This is a genomic window from Luteitalea pratensis, from assembly GCF_001618865.1.
GTDB lineage: Bacteria > Acidobacteriota > Vicinamibacteria > Vicinamibacterales > Vicinamibacteraceae > Luteitalea > Luteitalea pratensis.
Map to the genome: position 1 here is coordinate 2,145,414 of NZ_CP015136.1, position 24,520 is coordinate 2,169,933.

Sequence of the window (24,520 nt, forward strand, 5' to 3'; positions counted from 1 at the left end):
AGCTTAGCAGTCGCTTTTCAGGCGGCCGAGTGTCACATCACCGCTCGACGCCCTGTGGGCGCAGTGCCCGGGCCGTGGTCGCCACCAGCACGAGCCCACCACCGATGCTGCCAACAATCCCCGGCGTTTCGCCGTGGACGAGAAACGTCCAGAGGGGATTCAGCGCGGGTTCGAGCAGGAGCAACAGCGCGGCCTCCAGCGCCGGCAGCTTGCCGATGCCGCGAGTCAGCAGCACGTAGGCGAGCGCCAGCTGGAAACACCCGAGATACGCGATGACCGCCCAGTCGATGGGTCCTGCCGCCCGGACGGGGAAAGCGACCGGGGCACAGAGCAGGAACGCGAAGACGTTGCCGTAGAACGTCGCCGCCATCGCTCCCTTCAGGCCCTCCGCTCGCGAGATGAGCCGCACGCCGGCCAGCACCAGCGCCCAGGTCACACCGCTCACCGCCCCGATGATGTTGCCGAATGCGGGATTGGGCGCGGTGGCCGACGGCGTCACCGTCCCGGCAAAGAGCAGCCCGAGGCCGACGAACACGACGCACAGGAACGGGATGTCGCGGGCGTGCACGCGCTCGGCGAGCAGCCACGGTCCGAGCAGGACGAGATAGAGCGGCGCCGCGGCCTGCAGGAAAACCGCGTGCGCGGCGGTCGTCTGCTTGTTGGCGACGATGAAGGTGATGAACGTGACGGCGATGAACAGGCCGACCGACAGCGTGCGCCACGTCGGCCGCAACGGGAACCGCGCGACCAGCAGGAGGAAGACGGCAGCCACCGCCGACCTGAACCCCGCGATCTGCCAGGACGTCAGCACGGTGGCCTTGACGACGACGCCGGCAGTCGAGAACAGCATCGCAGCCAACAGCACCTGCAGGCGTCCGCTCATCGGCGCGCATCGTATCGTAGCGGTCGGGGATCGCGGATCGCGGATCGGGAACCGGGAACGGGGAAACGGGAAACGGGAATTGGGAACCGGGAACCGGGAAACGGGAATTGGGATTTGGGAATCGCTGGCGGCCGAACGTCGGGTCGAGCTTGCTCGACGCATGTCGAGTACCCGCAGGTGTAGGCGCCGAGCTTGCTCGACGCGTCGAGTACCCGCAGGTGTAGGCGTCGAGCTTGCTCGACGCATGGCGACATCGTCTGTGGTGAAATTGCTCCTCAGGGAGAGAGCCATGCGACTGACGACCCTGATTTCGACCCTCGCACTGTGTTGCTGGCTGGCCGTGCCCGCATTCGCGCAATCGGTCCCCGAGGTGAAGCTGCCGCCCTCACCGCCGGGCCAGGCCGCCATTCAGGTAGCCGGCACGTGGACGAAGACCCAGGACGGCGGGCAGCGCTACGAAGGCGGCAAGTGGATCGTCGTCGACTACAGCCGGCCGACGCTCAAGGGACGCACCAACATCTTCGGCAGCGGCACCGAGTACGGCAAGGCCGTGAGCGACGGCGAGCCTGTCTGGCGTGCTGGCGCCAACGCCACGACCACGCTGACGACCCAGGTGCCGCTTGTGGTCGGCGGCAAGACGTTGGCACCAGGCGTCTACAACGTGTTCGTGGAACTGAAGCCCGGGGCCTGGACGCTCGTGCTGACCAACCAGCCGCGGCAGCCGAAGTACGACCGGGCCGACAAGATGAACCTGTACGGTTCGTACAACTACGACCCGAACTTCGACGTTGCACGCGCGCCCATGCAGATGGACAACATCGATCAGAAGCTCGAGGAGTTCACGATCACGTTCCTGACCGTCAACGACCGCTCGTGGTTGCTCACGTTGGCCTGGGAGAACACGATCGCCTCCGCGCCGATCGAACTCACGAAGTAGGTGCCGGACTCTGTCCGGCACGGGTTACGGCAGACCGTCAGACAAGGTGTCCATGGCGGCAACGCCACCGACCGGCGCGAATCAGGGAATTTGTAGCCGCGGGACTTGTCCCGCGGGCAGCGCGCCGGACAAGTCCGGCGCCTACGAGATTCGTTGGAGTCCGACGGCTACAACCGCGGCGCGGTGGCCTCCACGTACAGGCTGTAGAGCGACTGGCTGCCGGTCATGAACAGCCGGTTGCCCTTGGCGCCACCGAAGCACAGGTTGCTGCACACTTCGGGCAGATCGATCTGGCCGATGTGCGTGCCGTCGGGCGCGATGACGCGCACGCCGTCGTATCCCGCACCCGCCCACCCCGCGCTCGCCCAGATGTTGCCGTCGGCATCGCACCGGATACCGTCGGCGCCGCCCTTGCCCATATCGTGGAACAGGCGGCCGTTCGCGAGCCCCTTGCCGCCCGAGACGTCGAAGACATGGATGCCACGCGGCCGGCCGGCCGACGGGTTCTCGGTGTCCGCCACGTACAGCTTCGTGTAGTCGGGCGAGAAACACAGGCCGTTCGGCCGCTTGATCGATTCGGCCATCGGCGTGGCGACCTTCGTCGCCGGGTCCCAGCGATAGACTCGCGTCGGCAGCTTGAACTCCTCCAGCACCCCCTCGTACCGCGACAGCAGGCCGTAGCCCGGGTCGGTGAACCACAGCGATCCGTCCGGGTGCGCGACGACGTCGTTGGGGGAGTTGAGCGGCTGCCCATCGACGCCGTCCACGAGGACGGTGATCGCGCCGTTGGGCTCGGTGCGCACGACGCGCCGCCGCTCGCACGTCACCAGGCGTCCCTGCAGGTCGCGCGTGTTGCCGTTGCAGTTGTTCGACGGCTGTCGGAACACGCTGACCGCGCCGGTCTCCTCGGCCCAGCGCAGCATCCGGTCATTCGGGATGTCGCTCCACAGCAGGCATCGCAGATCGCCGAACCACACCGGTCCCTCGGCCCAGCGGCAGCCCGTGTAGAGCCGCTCGACGACGGCAGCGCCGACGCGGTACTTGTCGAAACGCGGGTCCAGCGACCGTACCGACGGGTCCGGGTAGCGCACGATGGCGGGCGCCTGCGGGGGCGCGATGGGCTGCGCGACGAGATCGCGAGGCGCCAGGGCGACGGCAGCGGCTGGCAACGACAGGAAGGCACGACGATCCACGACTGATCTCCTGGATGGCGATGATGAGCGTCGCCAGACTGTACATGACCGCTCGTGTTCGCGCGAGCGCTCCGTCACGTTGAACACGTGAGGAGACCAGCGCGTCGTCGGGACGCGCCGTACTGCGTACGCATGCCGATCCTGTTGAAATGGATCACCCGCACGGTGATCACCCTGCTGGTGCTCGTGGTGTTGCTGGTCGCGGCCGTGTTCGCGAGTTCGATGGTGATCCGGCGCCGCACGTGGGACGTGCCGGCGACGGCAATCGCCGTCGTGCCCACCGATGCCGCGGCGATCGCCGAGGGCGGGCGCCTGGCACGCATCCTGGGGTGCACCGACTGCCACGGCGAGCATCTCGAAGGACGGCTGTTCTTCAGCGAGCCGCACGTCGCCGACATGGTCGCGCCCAACCTGTCGCGGCTGGTGCCGAGCTACTCGGACGCCGAACTGGCGCGCGCCATCCGTCACGGCATCCGGCGCGACGGCACCGGGATCTTCGCGATGCCGTCGGCGTCGTTCTTCCACCTGTCCGACGAGGACCTCGGCCGGCTGATCGCCTACCTCCGTCGCCAGCCTCGCCGCGACGGCGACGAGCGCGTGACATCCATCGGTCCGATCGGGCATGTCGGCGTCGCCACGGGACGCTTCCAGACCGTCGCCGCCACCATGGACCATGGCGCCACGCGGATGGTGCAGGCACCCCTGGCGAAGACCGCAGCGCGTGGCGAATACCTCGCGCGCATCGCCTGCAGCGAATGCCACGGCCTGACTTTCGGCGGTGGCCTCGACGGCAAGGCGCCGCCACTCCTCATCGCGGCCGCCTATCCGGATGACGCCTTCCGTCAACTGATGCGCACCGGAGAGACGCTCGGCAAGCGCGACCTGTACCTGATGGACGATGTGGCCAGGCACCGCTTTTCGCATTTCAGCGACGACGAGGTCACCGCGCTGCACACGTATTTCAGGACGCTCACAGCGCGATGAGCGGCGTCTCAAGCCTCAAGCCTCAAGCCTCAAGCCTCAAGCCTCAAGCCTCAAGCCTCAAGCCTCAGGTCTCAGACGTGTGGCTTAGCTCGAACACCTGGCGCAGGGGAACCTGCACCGGTGACGCATCGGCCTCGGTGTCCATGATGTCGGCCATCATGGCCCACCAGCGCTGCATCACGGGATGGCCTGGCAGCGCGTCGAGGTCGTGATCGGCGCGGCGGGTGAGCACCGCGAAGAGCGCGTGCGTCTCCTCGTCGAGGAAGATGCGGTAGTCGACCACGCCTGCCTCGCGTAGCAGCGCCACCAGTTCAGGCCAGATCGCGTCGTGCCGGCGCCGGTACTCCTCGGCCTGCCCCTCGTGCAGGCGCATCCGGAAGGCGACGGTCTCGGTGAGCGGCGTCACAGCATCGGCACCGTGCGCCGGGCGAGCTGGAGGGGCAGCCCCCACGGGTCCCGCAGCATCGCCAGATGGGAGCCATCGGGGTTGTGCAGGTGCTCGACGAGGGTTGCGCCGGCGGCGACGAGGCGGGCCGTGTCGGCATCGGGATCGGCAGACGAGAACGCGATGTGCAACTGCACGGGATGCAGGTCCCGATACAGATCGGTCGGAGCGGCAGCGTTGGTGTACAGCTCGATCATGGCCCGGCGCGAGGCATCGACAAGGAAGTGCATGTGCACGGGCGGATCGCCGCGGCGCACGATCTCCATGCCCAGATGCTCGACGTACCAGGCAGCCACGGCCACCGGATCGGAGACGTTGATGGCGAGATGTTCGAAAGGCAGGGCGGGCATCCGGGAGGTTGTACCACGGCTAATGCCTAATGCCTCATGCCTGATGCCTACCGCCTACCGCCAACCGCCTAAGGTCGAAGTTAGAAGGTGAAAGGTAAAAGTCGAAGGCCGAGGGCCGATTGCCGAAGGCCGGCCAGCGAAGCCGATGTGACGTAGGATGCGACGCGTGACTGGTCACGTCCCCGGCCGCCGTACCTTTCTCGAGACGTTGCTGGCCGCCGGCGCGCTTCCGCTTCTCCGCGCAGGCCTGCATGCGCAACCAGCAGCCGAGCAGGGCGCCTCGCTGCAGTTGCGCTACGTGCGTCCGGCGCGGCAGTGGGTCGAGGCCTTGCCGATTGGCAACGGCCGGCTCGGCGCGATGGTCTTCGGCGGCATCGGCGTCGAGCGGCTGCAACTGAACGAAGACTCGCTGTGGTCGGGCGGCCCTTCCGACTGGAACAATCCCGGGGCGCGCGACGTGTTGCCCGAGATCCGCGCGCGGGTGGCGGAGGGGCGCTACACGGACGCCGACGCGGCGGCCAAGCGGATGATGGGGCCTTATACCCAGTCGTACCTGCCGCTCGGGGACCTGCACGTGGTTCTCGACCACGGCGATCTCGCTCGTGGGTACACCCGTGCCCTCGACCTCTCGACGGGCGAGGCGTCCCTGCGCTACACGCTCGGGCCCGTGACCTTCACGCGCAGCGTCGTCGCGAGCCATCCCGACCAGGTCGTGGCGATGCGGCTCGCATGCGATCGTGCAGGCCTGCTTCGGTTCAGGGCGCGGCTGTCGAGTCCCTTGCACGCCGGAACGGGAGTGGACGGAGAGGCGCTCGTGTTGCGCGGGCGGGCACCGTCGCTCGTCGAACCCAACTACGAGAATGTCGCCGATCCGGTCCGCTACGCCGACGACCGCGGGCTGCATTTCGAGGCGCGGCTCGCGATCGTCACGGACGGACACGTCACAAGCGCCGCCGATGGGCTGCAAGTCGTCGACGCGTCACAGGCCACGTTGCTCGTGGCGATGGCCACCAGTTTCGCGGGGCCGACGCGGAGTGGCGTCACCGACGGACGCGATCCCGCAGCCGTGACGACGACCCAACTCACGTCGGCTCGCGCCCACGCATGGGAAGTGCTGCAGGCACGGCAGCGCGAGGACCACGTGCGCCTGATGTCGCGGGTCACGATCGACCTCGGCGCCTCCACGCCCGCAGCGGTGTCCCGGCCGCTCGATGTGCGGCTCGCCGACGGTCCCGCCGATGACCCGACCCTCGCCACGCTGCTGTTCCAGTACGGCCGGTATCTCCTCATCGCCTGCAGCCGGCCGGGCACGCAGCCTGCCAACCTGCAGGGCCTGTGGAACGACCAGGTGCGAGCGCCCTGGAGCAGCAACTACACGGTCAACATCAACACGGAGATGAACTACTGGCCGGCCGAACCGGCCAACCTGGCGGAGTGCCACCAGCCGTTGCTGGAGATGATCGGCGAACTCGCCGTCCCTGGTGCCGCGACCGCGCGCATCAACTACGGCGCCGGCGGCTGGACGACGCACCACAACACGGACCTGTGGCGGCAGACGGCGCCGGTCGGCCGCTTCGGGGAAGGCGACCCTGTCTGGGCGTCGTGGCCGATGGGCGGCGCGTGGCTGTCGCAGCACCTGTGGGAGCACTACGCCTTCGGCGGCGATGCCTCCTGGCTGCGCAAGACGGCGTACCCGCTGATGCAGGGCGCCGCGCTGTTCGCGCTCGACCTGCTGGTGACCGATCGCGACGGCTACCTCGCGACGTCGCCATCGACATCTCCCGAGCACCCGTTCCGTCTCCCCGAAGGGCGGCAGGCCGCCGTCAACTCCGGCAGTGCCATGGACCTGGCGATCACGTGGGACGTCTGCACGAGCGTGCTGCAGGCCGCGACGGCGCTGGGCATCACCGATGACGCGACCGCACGCATTCGCGAAGTCCTGCCGCGACTGCGTCCCTACCGCATCGACGCCAACGGCGCGCTGCAGGAGTGGGGCGTCGACCTGCCGCCACAGGATCCGCACCATCGTCATCTCTCGCACCTGTTCGGCCTGTATCCGGGCCGGCAGATCACGCCCACATCCTCGGCGGCGCTGTTCATCGCGGCACGCACGGCGCTCGAACTGCGCGGCGACGACGGCACTGGCTGGTCGCTGGCCTGGAAGGTCAACGCGTGGGCACGGCTGCGCGACGGCGACCGTGCGCATCGGCTGCTCGTACGGTTGTTGCGCCTGGTCGACGACACCGGCGTGCGCATGAGCGGTGGCGGTGGCGTCTACGCCAACCTGTTCGACGCGCACCCGCCCTTCCAGATCGACGGCAACTTCGGCGCCACGTCCGGCATCTGCGAGATGCTCCTGCAGAGCCACGATGGCGCGCTCGACCTGCTGCCGGCGCTGCCGGTCGCGTGGCCACGCGGTCGCGTGACAGGCCTGCGGGCGCGCGGTGGCTTCGACGTGGATCTCGTGTGGGAAGGCGGCCGACTGTCCAGCGCTCGCATCCACTCGAGGCTCGGCGGCACCTGCCGCGTGCGTACCGGCGTCGTCGTTACGGCAACGGGAGCGGTGTCGCGACAGGCGTCCGGCGCGAGCCCCAACCCGTTCCACGCGGTACACGCCGTTGCCGAACCGCTGCGGGCCCCCGGAGTCGCGATGCCACCGCTGCCCGCATGGCTCGCGCACGCCATCGACATCGACACTCGCCCCGGCACCATCGTCACGCTCGCGACGTAGTGCGTCGACCTGACTTGTCCGCCGTAGCCTTTGGCGAAGGCGGAAGGTCGACGCCTACGCCATCGGGTACCCGAGCGTCGATGCACCCGACGCCGGACGTAGCCGCCGGACTTCAGTCCGGCGGTCATCGTCAGGACACGGAAGGCGCAACTGCGCGCGGCACCCCCCATGTTCACCGGCGAGTTCCCGGTCCTATCGCGTCGACCAAGGGTCGACGCCTACGCCGCCGGGTACCCGAGCGTCGATGCACCCGACGCCGGACGTAGCCGCCGGACTTCAGTCCGGCGGTCATCGTCAGGACACGGAAGGCACTACTTCGCCCGACCACCCCCCGGTGTTCAACGGCGAGGTCTGCGCCGTTATGGTGAACGGGGAGTTTCAGGCACGCGTCGGGGCGGTGCCTCGTGCGTCGATTGACCTGAACCGCGCCCCGCCTGGTTCGTATCGTGAAGGAGGGCAGTCACGCTGCCCGGAGGCATGATGACCGTACGTTCTCGCACATGGCTGGGGTTGTTCGCCGCGCTGTCACTGGCGGCGGCGCCGTTGCGCGCCCAGGCGCCCGCCGGCAGCGAACCCGCGCGAACGACGACGGCCGTCACCGACGCGCCCGCGACGTTTGGCGACCCGTATACCTGGCGCGGTCGCGAGGGCGAGATCGAGGACTTTCTCCGGAATGGCACGATCACGCACTTCAAGGACATCCCTGTCGGCATCACCAAACCGCAGCGTGGCTATTTCGCGCCGGGCGGGTCGGCGGGCAGCATGGCCTGGAAGCCCCTGCACGACGAGGTGATGCACGGCAAGATGGAGAGCTATCGCTCGGAGATCGCCGCCTACCTGCTCAGCCGCCATCTCGGGCTCGACATGGTGCCGCCGGTCGTGGAGCGGGAGATCAAGGGCGTCAAGGGGGCCGCGGTGTTCTGGATCGACGGCGTGAAGCCGTGGGACCCCGCGACGCTGCCCAAGGGGCCCGGGGCGAAGTGGTCCCGGCAGACCAGCCGCATGATGATGTTCGATCAACTTATCGCCAACATCGATCGCAACCAGGGCAACCTGTTGCACGACGAGGCCGGGCATGTGTTCCTCATCGATCACTCCCGCGCATTCACCCCGAAGCCTGACCTGTCTGGCCTGAAGCCGCCTCAGCAGTTCGACCCGGTGCTGTGGAACCGCATCGCTGGCCTGACGCGCGCTGACCTCGACGCGGTGCTCGGTCCGTGGTTGACGGGCCTGCAGCTCGAAGCGATGTTGACGCGGCGCGACGCCATGCAGCGGCACATCGAGCGCCAGGTCCGTGAACGCGGCGCGGCGGTCACGTTCCTGCCTCCAGAGCCGCCGCCCGCCGCTCCCGCGTCATGGTGACGAGCTCGTCCGTAGTCCAGTTAAGGCATTTGTCAGCCGCCTGACATCTCTTTGTCGCGACAGCGTCAGAACGCTTCGCGTATCCTTCCTTCGTCCAGCAGAACCGCGACTCCCCCGGCACGCGCCAAGGCTTGTCGTTCTCGCGGTCTGCCCCGATTCCTGGAAGGGTCTGATGCGCCAACGTGCCTTCGCTCGTCTCGTCACCGTTCTTTGCACCTTGCACCTCTGTGCGGCCATGGCTTTCGCACAGTTCGACAGCGCCACCGTCCTTGGCTTCATCAGCGACCAGACGGGCGCGGCCATGCCCGGTGTCACCGTCACACTCAGCAACCCGGCGACTGGTATCTCCACCACCGCGGTCAGCGATGAGCGTGGCCAGTACCAGTTCCTCAACGTCCGTATCGGCACGTATTCGCTGAAGGCGGAACTCCAGGGCTTCACCACGGCCATCGCGGAGAACTTCACCGTCGCCGTCAATGCCCGGCAGCGCGTGGACCTGGCGCTCTCGGTGGGCGGAGTCGGCGAGACGGTGCAGGTGACCGGCGCCGCCCGTCTGCTCGAAAGCGAATCGAGCGACCGCGGCACGGTGATCAGCCGCGAGCAGATCGTCAACCTGCCGCTCAACGGTCGTGCTTACGCCGACCTGGCGTTGCTGAGCCCCGGGGTGCGGAAGTCGTCGATCTCGACATCGCGTGACGCGTCGTTCAACGTCAACGGCCTGCGCAGCGCCCTCAACAACTTCATCCTGGACGGCGTCGACAACAACTCCTACGGCACCAGCAACCAGGGCTTCTCCAACCAGGTGGTGCAGGTCTCGCCCGACGCCGTCGACGAGTTCAAGGTCCAGACCAACAACTTCAGCGCCGAGTTCGGGCGCGCCGGCGGCGCGGTGATCAACGCCACGTTCCGCAGCGGCACCAACCAGTTTCGCGGCGCGGCCTGGGAGTTCAACCGCAACACCAAGCTGAACGCCACGGGCTTCTTCAAGCCGTCCTCGGGACGCAAGCCCGAGATGAACCGCAACCAGTTCGGCGGCGTGTTCGGCGGGCCGATCGTCCGCGACCGTGCGTTCTTCTTCTTCAACTACGAAGGCTTCCGCGAAGTCTCCAAGCAGCTCACGTTCGCGAGCATCCCGACGATGGAGCAGCGGCAGGGGAATCTCGGCATTCCGGTCCGCAACGGGTTGACCGGCGAGTTGTACGCCAACGGCGTGGTGCCACAGGCGGCGATCACCGACTTCGCGAAGAAGGTGCTCGCGGGGCTGCCCGAGCCGACCCGTGCCGGGATTTCGAACAACTTCGATTCGCTGCCACGCCGCGAGGACTTCAACGACAAGGTCGACATCAAGTTCGACCAGAAGCTGGGTGCGGCCACGACGACGTTCTTCCGCTTCAGCCATCGCAAGGTGAACAACTTCGAGCCGAGCCCGATCCCGGGCGAGACGAGCTCGCCGGCCAACAACTTCGTCGAGGTCATGAACCAGCAGTACGCGGGCGGCCTCACGCGCGTGTTGTCGGCCAACTCGTTGTTCGAGGTGCGCGTCGGCGTGTCGCGCACCGACGCCGGCAAGTCGGCGCTCGGCACGGGCGGCCCGAACATGCTCGAGGCGTATGGCATCACCGGCCTGCCGACCGACACGTACTTCTCCGGCGGCCTGACGCAGCAGTCGGTGAGCGGCTGGACGGCGTGGGGCCGACAGAGCAGCAACCCGCAGTTCCAGAACCCGCTGGCCGTCGACGTCCGCGCCAACTACTCGGTCATCAAGGGGGCGCACACGCTCAAGACCGGCTACGAGTACCAGCACATCAACACGGACGTGGACGACGTCCACCCGAAATACGGCGCTGACGGATACTCGGGGCAGTTCAGTCGTCCGACGACCGCGGCGGCCAACGCCCCGATCTTCAACCTCGCTGATTTCCTCGTCGGCGCCCGCAACACGTACGAGTTGGTCAACCCGTTCGTCTTCGCCCTGCGCCAGCGCATGCACTTCGGTTACCTCCAGGACGACTGGAAGGTGGCGCCGAACCTGACGGTGAACATGGGGCTGCGCTACGAGTTCGGGACGCCGCAGTGGGAAGGCGGCAACCACCTCACCAACTTCGACCCGGCAACCACCACGCTGCTGCAGGCGACTGACGGCTCGATCTACGACCGGACGCTGGTCAATCCCGATCGCAACAACTTCGCGCCGCGTGTGGGTGTCGCCTACAGCATCACGCCGCGCACCGTGATTCGTTCCGCGTACGGCATGAGCTACATCCACTTCAACCGCCTGGGTGGCGAGAACCTCTTGTCGTTCAACGGCCCGCACGTCGTCCCGATCGCAATCACGCAGCAGCCGTCGCAGGGCGCATGCGCGCCAAACCAGGCGCCGACCGCATGCTTCCGGCCGACGCAGCAGGGCTATCCGGAAGGCTTGAACGTCCCGGAGAACTTCAATCCGCTGAACGGCCGGGTCAACCACATCCCGAGCGACCTGAGCACGGGCTACGTCCAGAGCTGGCATCTCACGGTGCAGCGCGAACTGCTCTCGAACCTGCTCGTCGACGTCGCCTACATCGGCAACAAGAGCGACCACCTCATGATCCTCGGCGACATGAACCAGGCGCGCCCGAACAACCCCGGCGAGAACACGGTGCTGCAACTGCGGCGGCCGATCCCGACGTACCAGTTCATCCAGTCGGCCTTCGACGGTGGCCGTGCCGACTACCGCGCGCTGCAGGTGAAGGTGGAACGCCGCTGGTCGGACGGCCTGTACCTGTTGAACTCGTTCACCTGGTCACGCGGCCGCGACAACGCGTCGGGACATCTCGAGACGGCCAATGGCGACAACAGCCGGGTCAACTATCTGGATCTGGAGAGCGAGTTCGGCCTGTCTGGCTACAACCAGCCGCTGAACAACACGACGTCGATCGTGTGGGAACTGCCGTTTGGTGCCGGCCGCCGCTGGGGCAACGACCTGCACCCGGTGGTCGAGGCCATCGCGGGTGGCTGGCGCGTGACCGCGATCAATCTCATGAGCAGCGGCCTGCCGGTGAACCTGAACTACGCGCCGTCGGTGCAGTTCCAGGTGAGCGGCGCACCGACGTATCGTCCGAACATCTCCGGCGAAATCTACGCGGCCGAGGACGTGCAGACGATCGACAACTGGTTCAACCGCGACAACATCACCGTCCCGACCGATCCGTCACAGCCGTTCGGCAACGCGCCGCGCAACGTCGCGCACGGCCCGGGGATCTACACGCTCGACCTCGGCCTGCACAAGAGCTTCGGCCTGGGCATCGGCCAGTCCCGCTTCGAGGTCCGCGTCGAGGCGTTCAACGTCTTCAACCACACCAACCTCGGCGCCCCGAACGGTACCCGTTCGTCGACCGATTTCGGCACGATCCGCTCCCTGGCCACCACGCCACGCCAGATTCAGCTCGGCGCCAGGGTCACGTTCTGAGGACGGCCTTTTGACCATCAACAAGGGATAAGGGACAAGGAAGAAGTCACACGGGCGTCAAGGGAGGAGGGTCACTTGTCTCTTGACGCCCGGTTGACTTGTCCCCGTGTCCCTTGTCCCTTGATCAAGGTCGACCGTCAGGTGAGCATCCATCCCTGGCGGTAGCTCGGCCTCTTGATGAAGCGCTCCGCATCGGGCGCGTTGGTGATCCGCATGCCCTCGTGGTCCCAGACGATCTTCTTGCCGACGCGGTACGCGACGTTGCCGAGGTGGTTGGCCTCGGTGAGCAGCCCCGAGTACGCGAAGTTGCACGTTGTCGGCGCGCCGGTCTGCAGGCGTGGATGAACTCCTGGTGGTGCCCGAGCGACTTCGCGATCGACTACGGCGGCGGCGTGTAGCCGACGAACTTGTCCTCGGGCAGCAGCGTGAACTTCGAGTAGTCGGCGAGCAGCATGCCCTTGTCGCCGATGAAGAGGACGCCGTTGTCCCACTGCGGGATTCCCTTGCTGGTCCAGATTTCGGGCTTCAAGGTCCCCTGGTGCCAGGTCAGCGATAGCGCCGGCTGATCGCCCTCGGCCTCGTACGTGTAGCGCGCCGACATCGACGCCGGTGCGAGTTCGGCGTGCACCGGTGGGCCGGAGGCCTCGATGGCGGAAGGCGCCTTGAGCTTCAGCGCCCAGAACGGCAGGTCGATCCAGTGGCTGCCGAGATCGCTCATCGTGCCATTGCCGAAGTCCCACCAGCGATACCACTTCGGACCCGGCACGTAGACGTTGTTGAACGGACGCGCCGGCGCCGGGGCGAGCCAGAGATCCCAGTCGAGGCCCTCGGGCACGGAATCCACCGTTGTCTGCCGGTTCTGCGTGAAGACGATGTCCTTGGCCGCGGTGGCCTCGGCCTCGCTGGCCTGCCAGCCCCACGCGCGCGAGACCCACACATGGCATTCGCTGACCTTGCCGATGACGCCACCCTGGATGTGCTCGACGACACGCCGGTAGTTGTCGCCTGCGTGGATCTGCGTGCCCATCTGCGTGACGACCCCGGCCCTGGCCGCGGCCTCGCGGATGACGCGCGCCTCGTGCACGTTGTAGGTGAGGGGCTTCTCGCAGTAGACGTGCTTCTTCAACTGCAGCGCCGGCAGCGTGGCAAACGCATGCGTGTGCTCGCACGTGCTGACGGCCACGGCATCGAATTCGCCGGCGTGATCGAACACGCGGCGGAAGTCCTGGAACTGCCGGGCCTCGGGAAACATCGCCGCGGCGCGAGCAAGGTTGACCTTGTTCACATCGCAAATCGCGACGATCTGTTCGCCGCCCAGGCCCTTCAGGTTCGCGCCACCGCGGCCACCCACCCCGATCAACGCGATCCGCAGCTTGTCGGACGACTGTGCGCGTGCTGGTCGCGCGCCGACGGCCAGGGCAGCAGCGCCGCGCCTGCGGAGGTGAGAAACGTACGACGGGACGTGCGGAGCCGTGCGACATGCGCCTCATCTTGGCGCGAGCGGCGCCTGGAAGAGGGATAAGGGAGAGGGAAGAAGGGACGAGGAAATCAAAAGGGACCAGACACAAGGCCCAAGGGCAAGGCGCTGTGCGCGGCGCCTTCTTCTCCCTTGTCCTTCGTATCTCGTCTCTTTGGTGTTCCCTGTCTCTTCTTCCCTCTCCCTTTTGCCTTGTTCAGTTCGTGCGGAGGCTGCATCGCCTGAGACGCGCGGGAATCCGCTCGGCCAGGTCACGCCACATCGCCGAGTCTCCCGAGAGCAGGGCTTCGACCTCGGAGGCGTTGAGATCCCATCCCTGCCGCTGCAACAGGGTGAGCGTTTCCCCCGGGTCACGGATGAATGCGGTGCGCAGATCCTCGTCGGTGAGAAGGCGGCCCAGCAGCCATTCGATGCTGCGTTGAGACATGCGCGGCTCCTCAGGACGTCCAGCCGCCGCCGAGGGCCCGGTAGACCTCGACGTAGGCAGAGAGTTCAGCCAACTGAGCCTGCACGAGCCCGAGTTCGGCGATGTAGAGCCGCGTGTCGCTGTCGAGCACCTCGAGATAGCTCGTGGCGCCGCCGCGGTAGCGCAGATCGGCGAGCCGCCGCGAGTCAGTGGCCGCGACCACGAGCGCCTCCTGGTTGGAGCGCACTTCCCGCTGCCGCGTATAGCCGACCAGTGCATCGGAGACCTCGCGCAGCGCCTGCAGCACCGCGCCCTGCCACACGAGCGCCGCTTCCTGTGCCTGCGCCTCGGCGAGCGCGACCCGGTTCCGGTTGCGGCCGGCGTTGAAGATCGGCTGCACCAGGTTGGTGCCGATCGCCCACGTACCCGACGTGAGCAGGTTGGCCAGCGACGTGCTCGCGACACCGCCGGATCCGGTCAGCCCGATCTGCGGGTACTTGAACGACTCGGCGACGCCGATGCGAGCGGTGGCCGCAACGAGTTGCTGCTCGGCCTGTTGCAGGTCCGGTCGCCGCTCCAGCAGCGTCGCAGGGAGTCCGGGCGGCAGCGCCGGCGGCCTCGGCTGTTCGACGAGCGCCTGGCCACGGAGGATCGGGCCGGGCGCGCGCGCGAGCAGCACGCTCAGTGCGTGCTCCACCTGCTCGATGCGACCCTGGACGTCGGCGATCTGCGCCTTCGCACCCAGCACCAACTGCTCGGCCTGCCTGACGTCGACGAGCGGTGTCGCGCCGCCGCGCTCGCGGACCACGGTGAGCCGCAGCGACTCGTCGCGCGAGGCGAGCGTCCGCGTGGCGATTTCGAGCTGCAGGTCGAGCGCGCGCAACAGGAAGTACTGCGACGCCACCTCGCTCACGAGGCTCGTGATGATCGCGCGCTGGCCCCACTCGGTGCGCGCGAGATCGGCCTGCGCGGCTTCCGTCGCGCGCCGGTACTTGCCCCAGAAGTCGATCTCCCATGCGAGGCCGACGCTGGCCTGCGCGATGCCGATCGTCGGCACCCTCGTGCCGCCGAAGACGGCGCCGCGCTGCCCCTGGCCGCTCACCTGGCCGGTGACGGTCGGCAGTTGGTCGGCCTTCGTGATGCCGAGTTGCGCCGTCGCCTGCAGCACGCGCGTCGCCGCGATGCGCGCATCGAGGTTGTTGGCGAGCGCCTCGGCGATGAGCTGACGCAGCACCTCGTCGGGGAACACGGCCGCCCAGGGCTCCTCGCCGAGCGACCGGCCGACGGCAGCCGGATCGGCGCCGCGGAACGCGTCGGGCGTGGTGGCCGCGGGGCGCGTGTAGTCGGGACCCACGGTCTTGCACGCCGCAAGCGTCACGGCGAGCGCCATCGCCGCGGCCAGGTACGTGGTCGTCTTGAGAGTCATGCGGGGCGTCACGATGCGAACTCCGCGCGTTCCTGCGCGGTAGCCTTGCCCTTGAACTTCAGGGCGAGCCGCTCGCACAGGACGAACAGGACGGGAATGAGGAAGACGGCGATGAGCGTGGCCGCGAGCATGCCGGTGATCACCACCGTGCCGAGAATGCGGCGGGCCGCGGCGCCGGACCCCTGGGCGGCCCAGAGCGGCACGCACCCGAGGATGAACGCGAACGAGGTCATCAGGATTGGCCGCAGCCGCACGCGCGCGCCCTCGAGCGCGGCCTGGGCCATCGGCATGCCCTCTTCGAGCCGGTACTTGGCGAACTCGACGATCAGGATGGCGTTCTTGGCCGAGAGGCCAATCAGCATCACGATGCCGATCTGTCCGTACACGTCGAGATCGAGGTTGCGGAGCAGCAGGCCCAGGAACGCGCCGAAGACGGCGACCGGCACCGTCAGCAGCACCGAGAACGGCAGCGACCAGCTCTCGTAGAGCGCGGCCAGGATGAGGAAGACGAACACCAGCGACAGCAGGAACGTCGTACTCGTGCTGCCTGCCGCCCGCCGCTCCTGGAACGACAGGTCGGCCCAGTCGTAGCTGAACGTGGAAGGCAGCGTCTCGCGCGCCACTTCCTCGAGCGCAGTCATCGCCTGCCCCGAGCTGTAGCCCGGCGCCGCGGCGCCGGTGACCTGGACCGCGCGATAGACGTTGAAGCGATTGGTGAACTGCGGCCCAAACGTCCGCGACAGCGACTGCACCGTCGCGAGCGGGACCATCGTGCCCGAGTCGTTGCGCACGTAGAACTGTCCGACCTGATCGGGGTCCGCACGCGTGTCGCCCTCGGCCTGGAGGAACACGCGCCACTGTCGGCCGAAGCGGTTGAACTGGTTGACGTACAGTCCGCCGAGGTACGCCTGCATCGTCTGGTAGACGTCGCCGAGCGCCACGCCCTGCCGCAACACCTTCTCGCGATCGACGTCGGCAAAGACCTGCGGCACGCTGGCGCTGAACGGCGAGGTCACGCCGGCGAGCTCAGGCCGCTTGCGCGCCGCAACCAGGAAGCGCTGCAACTGCTGGTCGACCTCCGGGATTGAGGTGCCGCCACGATCCTGGAGCCAGAGAGAGAAGCCACCCTGCGATCCGAGTCCGGGAATCGCCGGTGGCATGACGGCAAACGACACCGACTCGGGTACCACCCTGCGCAGCGCGCCGTTGACGCGGTTGACGATCGACCGCGCGTCCATGCCTTCTTCTTCGCGCTCGGACCACGGCGCCAGCTGCACGAAGTAGAAGGCGTTGTTGGAGGCCGTGACGCGCGTGAGCAGGCTGAAGCCGACGATGGTGTTGAAGTTGCGCACGCCCTCGGTCTTCTGCAGGAGCGCGTCGATCTTGCGGGTCACTGCATCGGTGCGGTCGAGCGACGCGGCCGGCGGCAACTGCACGTTGAGCAGGAAGTAGCCATAGTCCTCCTCGGGCAGGAAGCTGGACGGCAGTCGCTTTCCGAGTCCTGTGGTCGCAAGAGCGAACATCAGCAGGATGGCGATGGCGATGAGCGGCTTGCGGATCAGTCCGTGGCTGAGGCTCACATAGCCACGCGTCGTACGCTCGAGCCCACGGTTGACCACGCCGAACACGCGCGCCAGCCAGCCCTTCGAGGCCTTGCGCGGCCGAAGGAGCATGGCCGACAGCGCCGGCGACAGCGTGAGCGCGTTGAACGCCGAGATGAGCACCGACACGGCGATGGTGATGGCGAACTGCTGGTTCAGGCGTCCCTGGATGCCACCCATCAGTCCTACGGGGATGAACACGGCCGCGAGGATCAATGCGATGCCGATGACGGGGCCCGAGACTTCGTGCATGGCCTTGATGGTGGCGTCGCGTGGGCTCATCCCGTGTTCGATGTGCTGTTCGACGGCTTCCACGACCACGATCGCGTCGTCCACGACGAGGCCGATCGCGAGCACGAGGCCGAACAGCGACAGCGTGTTGACCGAGAAGCCGAGGAACGGGAACACGGCGAACGTGCCGATCAGCGACACCGGCACGGCCAGCATCGGGATCAGCGTCGCGCGCCAGTTCTGGAGGAACAGGAAGACGACGAGGATGACCAGCACCATCGCCTCGCCGAGCGTCTTCAGGATCTCCTTGATGCCTTCCGAGACCGGCGCAGTCGTGTCGAGCGCGTACCGGTAGTCGACGTCCTTCGGAAAGCGAGCGCTCAGAGACGTCATGACCTCGCGGACACCGCGGGCGACCTCGAGCGAGTTCGATCCGGGCGCCTGGAAGACGGCGATGCCGACGCCGGGCTGGCCGTTCGAACGTCCGATCTGCTGGTAGTTCAAGGCGCCCAGTTCGACGCGTGCGACATCCCGGAGATGCACGACCGATCCGTCCGGTTCGGAGCGCAGCACGATGTTGCCGAACTCTTCCGCCGTGCGCAGGCGCCCTGCCGCGCGCACCGTGTATGTCAGTTCCTGTCCGGCAGGCGCAGGCCGCCCACCGATCTGCCCGGCCGGGTTCACCGAACTCTGCTGCCGCACGGCTTGCGCGACCTCGGGCACCGTCATCGACATGGCCGACAGGCGATCCGGCCGCAGCCAGATGCGCATCGCGTACTCGCCGGCGCCGAAGATGCGCACGTCCCCGACCCCGTGCACGCGATAGAGCGCGTCGACGATGTTGATGTTGGCGTAGTTGGCCAGGTACAGCGCGTCGTAGGCGTTGGTCGGCGAATACAGCGAGACCATCATCATCGGCAGGCCGGTCGACTTGCGCATGGTGAAGCCGTACTGCGTCACTTCCGTGGGCAGGTTCGGCTGTGCCTGCGCCATGCGGTTCTGGACGTTGACCTGGTCGATGTTCGGATCGGTGTTGATGTCGAAGGTCACCGTCAGCTGCATCGAGCCGTCGTTGCCGTTGGTCGACTGCATGTACAGCATGTCGTCGACGCCGTTCATCTGCTGCTCGAGTGGGGTCGCGACAGACTGCTCGATCGTCTCGGCGTCGGCGCCGGTGTAGGTGCCGGTGACGATGATCTGCGGTGGCACGATGTCGGGAAACTGCGCGACTGGCAGGCTCCGCAACGAGACGATGCCGACGATCACGGTCACGATCGCGATGACGATCGCGACGATGGGGCGACGGATGAAGAAGGTGGACACGTCAGCGGCCTCCCGTCGGCCCGGCCGGCGTCGCGGCCGCAGCCGCCGTGGCCGGCTCCTCGAACGCCTTGGTGGAGACCTTCAGGCCCTCAGCCAGCTGCCCCGCGTCGACGATGACGCGATCCCCCGCCTGCAGTCCGCGTTGGACGACCCAGCGGCTACCGACACGCGGTCCCATCTCCACCATCCGGATCTGTACCGTGCCTTCCGGAGAGACCACGCGCACCAGCGTGCCGCCCTGCGCCTCGGTGACGGCACGCTGCGGTACCAGCAGGGCGCTGTCGATCTTGCGGGTATTGACGGTGACGCGTCCGTACTGTCCGGGCCGCAGCACACCGTTCCGGTTGGGGAAGGAGGCGCTGACGCGCATCGTCCCGGTCTTCGGATCGATCTGCCGATCGGCGGCCTGGAAGCGACCGGGCTCGGGGTACACGGAGCCGTCGGCGAGCACCAGTCGCAGTCCTGGTCCGGCTGCCCACAGGCGGCGCGCCGGTCCGTCGGTGTTGATGGCCTCGGCCAGTTCGATGTACTCGCGCTCGCTGAGCGAGAAGTAGGCGCGAATCGGATCCACCTGCGAGACCGTGGTCAGTAGTGTCTGCGGGCTCACCAGGTCGCCGATTTGTGCCGTCGCGATGGCCGCGATGCCATCGACCAGCGAGCGCACGCTCGTGAAGTCCAGGTTCAGGCGAGCGCCGTCGACAGCGGCCTGCGCCGCATTGACGGAGGCCTCGGCGGCAAGCCTGGACTGGACGTTGGTGTCCAACTCGCTCTGGGCGATGGCGCGCTCCTTCGCGAGCGGCGTGTTGCGCGCCACGTCCTGCTCCGCGCGTCCGAGCTGGGCCCGGGTCTCGGCCAGTCGGGCCTCGGCCTGTGCGAGCGCGACCGCGAACGGACGGCGATCGATTTCGAACAGCACGTCGCCCTTCCGGACGCGACCGCCTTCCTGGTAGTTGCGCTTGACGAGATAGCCCGAGACCTGCGGTCGCACCTGGGCGTTCACCTGGCCGTCGAGGGTCGTGATCCACTCGCTCGACACGTCCACCGATTCGGGGGTCACCTGGACGACCGGCACAACGGGGGGAGGGGGAGGCGCGGGGGCCGCCTTGTTGGTCGAACAGGCGGAGAGCAGGAGGAGGGCGCCGAGGCCGGGGGCGCAGAAATGACGCGCATTCATGGTTCATCGCTGTAGCAAGTCGCTCGCCAGAGTTTGCTCAACAGTAAGTAATCCATTTATCCACCGTAACTTACCGTTGACGTGATAATCTTCTATCGTTGGTGTATGTGTTCCTGGAGGCGCAATCTGTGCGCCCAGGCTCACTTCATGGCAGAGTGGGACGCATGGTGCAGGCATGCTGACGCTCGAAGTGTCCGAGCAACTGCTCCGGCTCCTGGGGTCGGTGCTCGACATCCGGCAGGTCTTTCCGGAGATCTCCGCGATCGTCCAGCCCGTGATCCCGCACGACCGGCTGACGATGACGCTGCACGATGGCCAACGGAGCCTGGTCGCGCACGCCTTCTCGAACGATGACGGCCCCTTCCTCGTGCGGATTCACGGCACCCACATCGAGGCCTTGCAGGATGGCTGGTTCCGGATCGTCGACGACATCTCGACGATGACCGACCCGCCCTGGACCGACGTCGAGCCGAAGGACTACAGGACACAACTGTCGGACGCGGGTTACCGGTCCGTGATGTCGGTGATCGTCCGCGGCCGGCATCAGCGAATCGCCCTCCATTTCTGGTCCAAGCAGGCCGCCGCCTTCTCGGATGCCGATGTGCCTGCCGCCCGGCTCATTGCCCTGCACCTCGCCCTTGGCGTGTCGCACGAGCAACTCGCCGAAGCGGCCGAGGAGGCGCGGGCCGCGCGCCGCCGGGCCCAGAAACTCGCGCAACGCGTCGAAGCGTTGTCGGAGGCCCTGGACTCGCATCGTGGCGTGACGCGCATGGCGGGCACATCGGCCGAGTGGCGACGGGTCGTGACCGCGGCGACGCAGGTGGCTGCGACCGAGACGACGGTGCTCCTCACTGGCGAGTCGGGCACGGGCAAGGAGGTGATATCGCGCTACATCCATCGCGCGTCCACAAGGCGGCACGGCCCCTTCGTCGCCGTCAACTGCGCGGCCCTGCCGGAGCCGCTGCTGGAGTCGGAACTCTTCGGCCACGAGCGCGGTGCGTTCACGGGCGCGCAGCAACGCAAGCCGGGGCAGATCGACGTGGCCGCCGGCGGCGTGCTGCTGCTCGACGAAGTCAGCGAGATGGCACTATCGGCCCAGGTCAAGCTGCTGCGCGTGCTGCAGGAGCGGGAGTTCACGCGTCTCGGGGGCACGCGGCCGGTCAAGGCCGACATCCGGTTGATCGCGGCGACCAATCGCGACCTGCGGGCCGCGGTCGAGCGCGGCGACTTCCGCGACGACCTCTACTACCGGCTGCAGGTCTTCGGCATCCACCTGCCGCCGCTCCGCGAACGCCCCGAGGACATCGTCGCGCTGACGGCGCAGTTTCTCGAGGACCTCGGACAGCAATTCGGCCGAGCCCCGGCAGGCATCACGTATGACGCCAAGGCGGCGCTGTTGGCGCATCCCTGGCGCGGCAACGCGCGCGAGTTGCGCAATGCGCTCGAGCGCGCGGCCATCCTCGCCGAGGGCGGCCTGATCACGCCGGAGCATCTGGCGCTGGAACCGCTGGCGCGGACCGATGCGGCGACCACGACCGACGTGCGCGAGATGGAGCGCCAGCTGATCACCCGCGTGCTGCGCGAGGCGCGTGGCAACAAGTCACGCGCCGCCAGGAAGCTGGGGCTTTCGCGCAAGCAGCTTTACCACCGGATCGGGATGTACGGAATCGGGTAATTGCACAATTGCAGAATTTCAAACGTCATTACCACCCCCAACCTTCGAAGCAGTTGTGACGGTAGTGAAATTCTGAAAATCTGAAATTGATTAGGCTCGCTCTATGACCGTACTCCGGCGAGCAGGGCGAGCTCGCGCCACTTCCAGTGGCAGTCGACGTCGGTGAAGCCGATCTCACCGAGCCACTGCAGTTGTGTCTCGACGGGTGCGAGCTTGTTCGAGGGGTCGTCTTCTTCCGGGGTCAGGCCGAGCGCGGCCAGGAACCACACGTGCAGCGCCGGCGTGGCGGACGCGACGTGCTCGAGGTTCAGGAACACGCCATCCGGCGTCAGCCGTGCGTGGGCCTCCTCGTACAGCGCGCGCTTGCGGAGATCGAGGAGGTGGTGGATGGCGAAGCTCGAGACGACCGCATCGAAGCGGCCGAGGTCGGGCAGCGGCGTCGAGAGATCGTGTGCGCAGACGCTGACGCGTGGATCGGCATCGAATCGCGCATGCAGGCGCCCCAGCATCTCGTCGGAGAAATCGAGCACCACGGCCGTCGCCTCGGGAAGCCGGTCCAGCAACAGTCCGGCGAGGCGGCCCTCGCCGCTGCCCAGATCGAGGATGCGGCGCGTCGCGGCCGGGACACACTCGAGCAGCGACGCCTCGCCTTCCTGGCGTCGCGGAATCTGGTAGGCGACGGCAAGATAGCGCTGCGCGTGTTCGGCGGACGTCCAGAGGTTGATGTCGTCGCTCACGCGGACAGCGTATCGCGATTGACGGCACGGGTCGTCTCAGGGCTCAGGTCTCAGGTCTGTCTCAAGTCTCAGGTCTCAGGGCTCAGGGCTCAGGGCTCAGGGCTCAGGCGAGACCAGGGCCTGATATTCGTGTCGACCGTCGACCTGAAGGTCGACGGCTACGATGCCCGATCCGCGATGCGATCCGCGATCCGCGATCCGCGACGTTCGTACCCGGCACCCGGCACCCGGCACCCGGCACCCGGTACCCGGTACCCGGTACCCCGATACCCGATACCCGATACCCGATACCCGATACCCGGTACCCGGTACCCGATGAGGCCTCTCACCAGGTGAAGCCGCTGTTGCGCGCCACGGTGACGATGTAGAACAGCCCGAACCGGATGATCCAGGGTCGCCACGCCAGGGCGGCTCCGGAGGCGATGCGTGGGCCGGCGACGAAGATCATGTACGGGAAGGCCGAGATCACGCCCGTGAAGAGTGCGACAGGCGTGATGCCGCCGTCGATGGCCGATGCCGACAGGACGGCGAGGTCCGAATGCGCGATCTCGGTCCGGAAGAGGGCGTCGCCCAGGAAGGCGATCGGCACTGCCGCAGTGCGACGGACGATGCTGGGCACGAGGGGGCCGCGCCACGGTGGCTGCTGGCCGGGCGCGAGTTGCGGCCCCCGTAGATGGCTTGCTGGATCGCGGTACCCACCAGCGCATAGACCGACAACACGGGCCCGAACAATGCCAGCATCGGCGTGCGCCTGTCGATGGCGACGTCGCGGTCGGTGTCCTCAGGGCCCCTTGTCAGCAGCACGAACAGGAACAGGAAAAGCATGCCCAACGCCGCCGGCGACAGGCCGCCCGAGCCAGCCGCCCAACTGCCGTCCCCGCGGTTGCCTCCCGACTCGCTGATGACGCTGAACGGGTCGCCGTACCAACACCGCATGGTCTCTTCGGCGGCCACAATCCATCCGGCGAGCAGGTAGTCCTCGAGCTGGAACATCCGCCGAGGCCGAGGCCCTTCGCCCCGCCGCTCACGTCGATAACTGGCCGCGGCCTCGGCCCCGCGTGTCTCTGGTGTCGCACGACTGCCGCGCTCGAACATGACGCGGCATTGTACGAGGCACATCAAAATGCCGGAATGCCGGGAATGCCGGGAATGTCGAAAGCAGGCTGCCGAACGCGAAAGGCTGGTAGCGCCGGGCTGTCGCTTGGGCGCCGAAGCCTTGGCGGAGGCGGCCAGCCCGGCGTCGGGCCGCGCTGGGAGAGCGGGCGCCACCGTCTACGCCACGTAATGCCGGAATGCCGCGAATGCCGGGAATGTCGAAAGCCAGTTGTCGCACGCGCCTTGGGAACGTAGCCCCGGCCCGCTGGGACAGCGGGCCGCTACCCAGATAGGACAGCCCGCGCTACCCACGTTGTCCGCAATCCGCAATCCGCGATCCGCAATACCCCGTACCCGGCACCCGGCACCCGGCACCCGGCACCCGGCACCCGGCACCCGGTACGCGGTTCCCGTTTCCCGGGTCCCGGTTCCCGTTTCCCGGTCCCCGGTTCCCGGTTCCCGGTTCCCGTAGAATGCCCCGATGCACAGACTGCTCGTGGCGACCGGCGTCGCCCTGTTCCTGACAGTGTCGGTCGCGACTGCGCAACCGACAGGAGTTGCCCAACCGACAGGAGTGAAAGTGATCAACGACGCAGGCACGAGTGCCGCCGAAGCGGCGGTGCGTGCCGCCGAACTGGCGCGCTTCAAGGCCCAGACGACGGGCGACCTCAAGGCGCTCGACGCGCTGCTCGGCGACGAGCTCGTCTACACGCACTCGAGTGCGGCCGTGGACTCGAAGGCGTCCTACGTCGAGAGCATGCGCAGCGGCGCGCTCAAGTACCAGACCATCGAGCCGCGCGACATTCAGGTGCGTGTATTCGGCACCACCGCGGTGATTACCGCGGCCGCGCACATCACGGCGATCTCGAAGGGCCAGCCGGTCGACAACCAGCTGCGCTACATGGATGTCTGGGTGCTGCGAGACGGCCGCTGGCAGATGGTGGGGTGGCAGAGCACGAAGATCGTGCCCTGACGCGGGTAATTGCAGAATTGCAGAATTGCAGAATTTCATTGCCACCGCCCGTGTTCGAGCTGCTGACAA

At 67.4% G+C, this 24,520-nt stretch carries 18 protein-coding genes; 7 read left to right on the forward strand and 11 right to left on the reverse strand.

What is annotated here, in order from left to right; all coding sequences use genetic code 11:
• Nucleotides 1-37 precede the first annotated feature (37 nt).
• Nucleotides 38-883 carry a DMT family transporter gene (locus tag LuPra_RS08850; protein WP_110170407.1) on the reverse strand — a complete coding sequence of 282 codons (846 nt, stop codon included), beginning with the start codon at nt 881-883 and terminating at the stop codon, nt 38-40.
• A 289-nt stretch (nt 884-1,172) separates the two neighbouring features.
• On the opposite strand from LuPra_RS08850, the gene LuPra_RS08855 reads away from it, so the two are divergent.
• Nucleotides 1,173-1,820 carry a DUF2911 domain-containing protein gene (locus tag LuPra_RS08855; protein WP_157898919.1) on the forward strand — a complete coding sequence of 216 codons (648 nt, stop codon included), beginning with the start codon at nt 1,173-1,175 and terminating at the stop codon, nt 1,818-1,820.
• Between the two features lie 167 nt (nt 1,821-1,987).
• Here LuPra_RS08855 and LuPra_RS08860 read toward each other — a convergent pair whose 3' ends face one another.
• Nucleotides 1,988-2,938, reverse strand: coding sequence for an SMP-30/gluconolactonase/LRE family protein (locus LuPra_RS08860; RefSeq protein WP_234800915.1), 951 nt, complete (start codon nt 2,936-2,938; stop codon nt 1,988-1,990).
• A 207-nt stretch (nt 2,939-3,145) separates the two neighbouring features.
• On the opposite strand from LuPra_RS08860, the gene LuPra_RS08865 reads away from it, so the two are divergent.
• Complete coding sequence (locus tag LuPra_RS08865) at nt 3,146-3,997, forward strand: c-type cytochrome (protein ID WP_110174599.1); 852 nt, start codon at nt 3,146-3,148, stop codon at nt 3,995-3,997.
• 64 nt (nt 3,998-4,061) lie between these two features.
• Here LuPra_RS08865 and LuPra_RS08870 read toward each other — a convergent pair whose 3' ends face one another.
• Entirely contained in the window at nt 4,062-4,370 is a 309-nt protein-coding gene (locus LuPra_RS08870; RefSeq protein ID WP_110174601.1) for an L-rhamnose mutarotase, read from the reverse strand.
• A gap of 29 nt (nt 4,371-4,399) precedes the next feature.
• Nucleotides 4,400-4,792, reverse strand: coding sequence for a VOC family protein (locus tag LuPra_RS08875; RefSeq protein WP_237050873.1), 393 nt, complete (start codon nt 4,790-4,792; stop codon nt 4,400-4,402).
• Nucleotides 4,793-4,958: 166 nt separating this feature from the next.
• On the opposite strand from LuPra_RS08875, the gene LuPra_RS08880 reads away from it, so the two are divergent.
• The 3 genes from LuPra_RS08880 to LuPra_RS08890 all read left to right on the forward strand — a co-directional run bounded on the left by LuPra_RS08880 (nt 4,959) and on the right by LuPra_RS08890 (nt 12,333).
• A complete protein-coding gene (locus LuPra_RS08880) occupies nt 4,959-7,523 on the forward strand; it encodes a glycoside hydrolase family 95 protein (protein WP_157898921.1) in 2,565 nt (854 codons plus the stop codon).
• 480 nt (nt 7,524-8,003) lie between these two features.
• On the forward strand, nt 8,004-8,885 hold the full coding sequence (locus LuPra_RS08885) for a protein kinase family protein (RefSeq protein ID WP_157898922.1): 882 nt from the start codon (nt 8,004-8,006) through the stop codon (nt 8,883-8,885).
• A 235-nt stretch (nt 8,886-9,120) separates the two neighbouring features.
• Nucleotides 9,121-12,333 (forward strand): TonB-dependent receptor, encoded by a 3,213-nt coding sequence (locus LuPra_RS08890; RefSeq protein ID WP_234800798.1) that lies wholly within the window; start codon nt 9,121-9,123, stop codon nt 12,331-12,333.
• 379 nt (nt 12,334-12,712) lie between these two features.
• Here LuPra_RS08890 and LuPra_RS08895 read toward each other — a convergent pair whose 3' ends face one another.
• The 5 genes from LuPra_RS08895 to LuPra_RS08915 all read right to left on the reverse strand — a co-directional run bounded on the left by LuPra_RS08895 (nt 12,713) and on the right by LuPra_RS08915 (nt 19,971).
• Entirely contained in the window at nt 12,713-13,684 is a 972-nt protein-coding gene (locus LuPra_RS08895) for a Gfo/Idh/MocA family protein (RefSeq protein WP_234800916.1), read from the reverse strand.
• A 322-nt stretch (nt 13,685-14,006) separates the two neighbouring features.
• Nucleotides 14,007-14,237, reverse strand: coding sequence for an Os1348 family NHLP clan protein (locus tag LuPra_RS08900; protein WP_110170412.1), 231 nt, complete (start codon nt 14,235-14,237; stop codon nt 14,007-14,009).
• Nucleotides 14,238-14,247: 10 nt separating this feature from the next.
• Nucleotides 14,248-15,642: an efflux transporter outer membrane subunit gene (locus LuPra_RS08905; RefSeq protein ID WP_110170413.1), complete on the reverse strand. Its 1,395-nt coding sequence runs from the start codon at nt 15,640-15,642 to the stop codon at nt 14,248-14,250.
• A gap of 8 nt (nt 15,643-15,650) precedes the next feature.
• Entirely contained in the window at nt 15,651-18,797 is a 3,147-nt protein-coding gene (locus LuPra_RS08910) for an efflux RND transporter permease subunit (protein WP_110170414.1), read from the reverse strand.
• A 1-nt stretch (nt 18,798) separates the two neighbouring features.
• Entirely contained in the window at nt 18,799-19,971 is a 1,173-nt protein-coding gene (locus LuPra_RS08915; protein ID WP_110170415.1) for an efflux RND transporter periplasmic adaptor subunit, read from the reverse strand.
• Nucleotides 19,972-20,146: 175 nt separating this feature from the next.
• Here LuPra_RS08915 and LuPra_RS08920 point away from each other — a divergent pair, with 175 nt between their 5' ends.
• Entirely contained in the window at nt 20,147-21,646 is a 1,500-nt protein-coding gene (locus LuPra_RS08920; protein ID WP_110170416.1) for a sigma-54 interaction domain-containing protein, read from the forward strand.
• A gap of 101 nt (nt 21,647-21,747) precedes the next feature.
• Here the strand turns inward: LuPra_RS08920 and LuPra_RS08925 are convergent, their stop codons facing one another.
• Both LuPra_RS08925 and LuPra_RS08930 read right to left on the reverse strand, forming a co-directional pair.
• Nucleotides 21,748-22,383, reverse strand: a complete 636-nt coding sequence (locus tag LuPra_RS08925; protein ID WP_201792183.1) for a class I SAM-dependent methyltransferase — start codon at nt 22,381-22,383, stop codon at nt 21,748-21,750.
• Nucleotides 22,384-22,708: 325 nt separating this feature from the next.
• A complete protein-coding gene (locus LuPra_RS08930) occupies nt 22,709-23,002 on the reverse strand; it encodes a hypothetical protein (protein WP_110170417.1) in 294 nt (97 codons plus the stop codon).
• Between the two features lie 957 nt (nt 23,003-23,959).
• On the opposite strand from LuPra_RS08930, the gene LuPra_RS08940 reads away from it, so the two are divergent.
• Nucleotides 23,960-24,451: a nuclear transport factor 2 family protein gene (locus LuPra_RS08940; RefSeq protein ID WP_110170419.1), complete on the forward strand. Its 492-nt coding sequence runs from the start codon at nt 23,960-23,962 to the stop codon at nt 24,449-24,451.
• The last annotated feature ends 69 nt before the right edge of the window (nt 24,452-24,520 follow it).

Bases quoted from the DNA above. Each gene is read 5' to 3' on its own strand.
- LuPra_RS08850 (WP_110170407.1), bottom strand. From the start codon at position 883: ATGAGCGGACGCCTGCAGGTGCTGTTGGCTGCGATGCTGTTCTCGACT.
- LuPra_RS08855 (WP_157898919.1), top strand. From the start codon at position 1,173: ATGCGACTGACGACCCTGATTTCGACCCTCGCACTGTGTTGCTGGCTG.
- LuPra_RS08865 (WP_110174599.1), top strand. From the start codon at position 3,146: ATGCCGATCCTGTTGAAATGGATCACCCGCACGGTGATCACCCTGCTG.
- LuPra_RS08870 (WP_110174601.1), bottom strand. From the start codon at position 4,370: ATGCGCCTGCACGAGGGGCAGGCCGAGGAGTACCGGCGCCGGCACGAC.
- LuPra_RS08875 (WP_237050873.1), bottom strand. From the start codon at position 4,792: ATGCCCGCCCTGCCTTTCGAACATCTCGCCATCAACGTCTCCGATCCG.
- LuPra_RS08885 (WP_157898922.1), top strand. From the start codon at position 8,004: ATGACCGTACGTTCTCGCACATGGCTGGGGTTGTTCGCCGCGCTGTCA.
- LuPra_RS08890 (WP_234800798.1), top strand. From the start codon at position 9,121: ATGGCTTTCGCACAGTTCGACAGCGCCACCGTCCTTGGCTTCATCAGC.
- LuPra_RS08900 (WP_110170412.1), bottom strand. From the start codon at position 14,237: ATGTCTCAACGCAGCATCGAATGGCTGCTGGGCCGCCTTCTCACCGAC.
- LuPra_RS08905 (WP_110170413.1), bottom strand. From the start codon at position 15,642: ATGACTCTCAAGACGACCACGTACCTGGCCGCGGCGATGGCGCTCGCC.
- LuPra_RS08915 (WP_110170415.1), bottom strand. From the start codon at position 19,971: ATGAATGCGCGTCATTTCTGCGCCCCCGGCCTCGGCGCCCTCCTCCTG.
- LuPra_RS08920 (WP_110170416.1), top strand. From the start codon at position 20,147: ATGCTGACGCTCGAAGTGTCCGAGCAACTGCTCCGGCTCCTGGGGTCG.
- LuPra_RS08940 (WP_110170419.1), top strand. From the start codon at position 23,960: ATGCACAGACTGCTCGTGGCGACCGGCGTCGCCCTGTTCCTGACAGTG.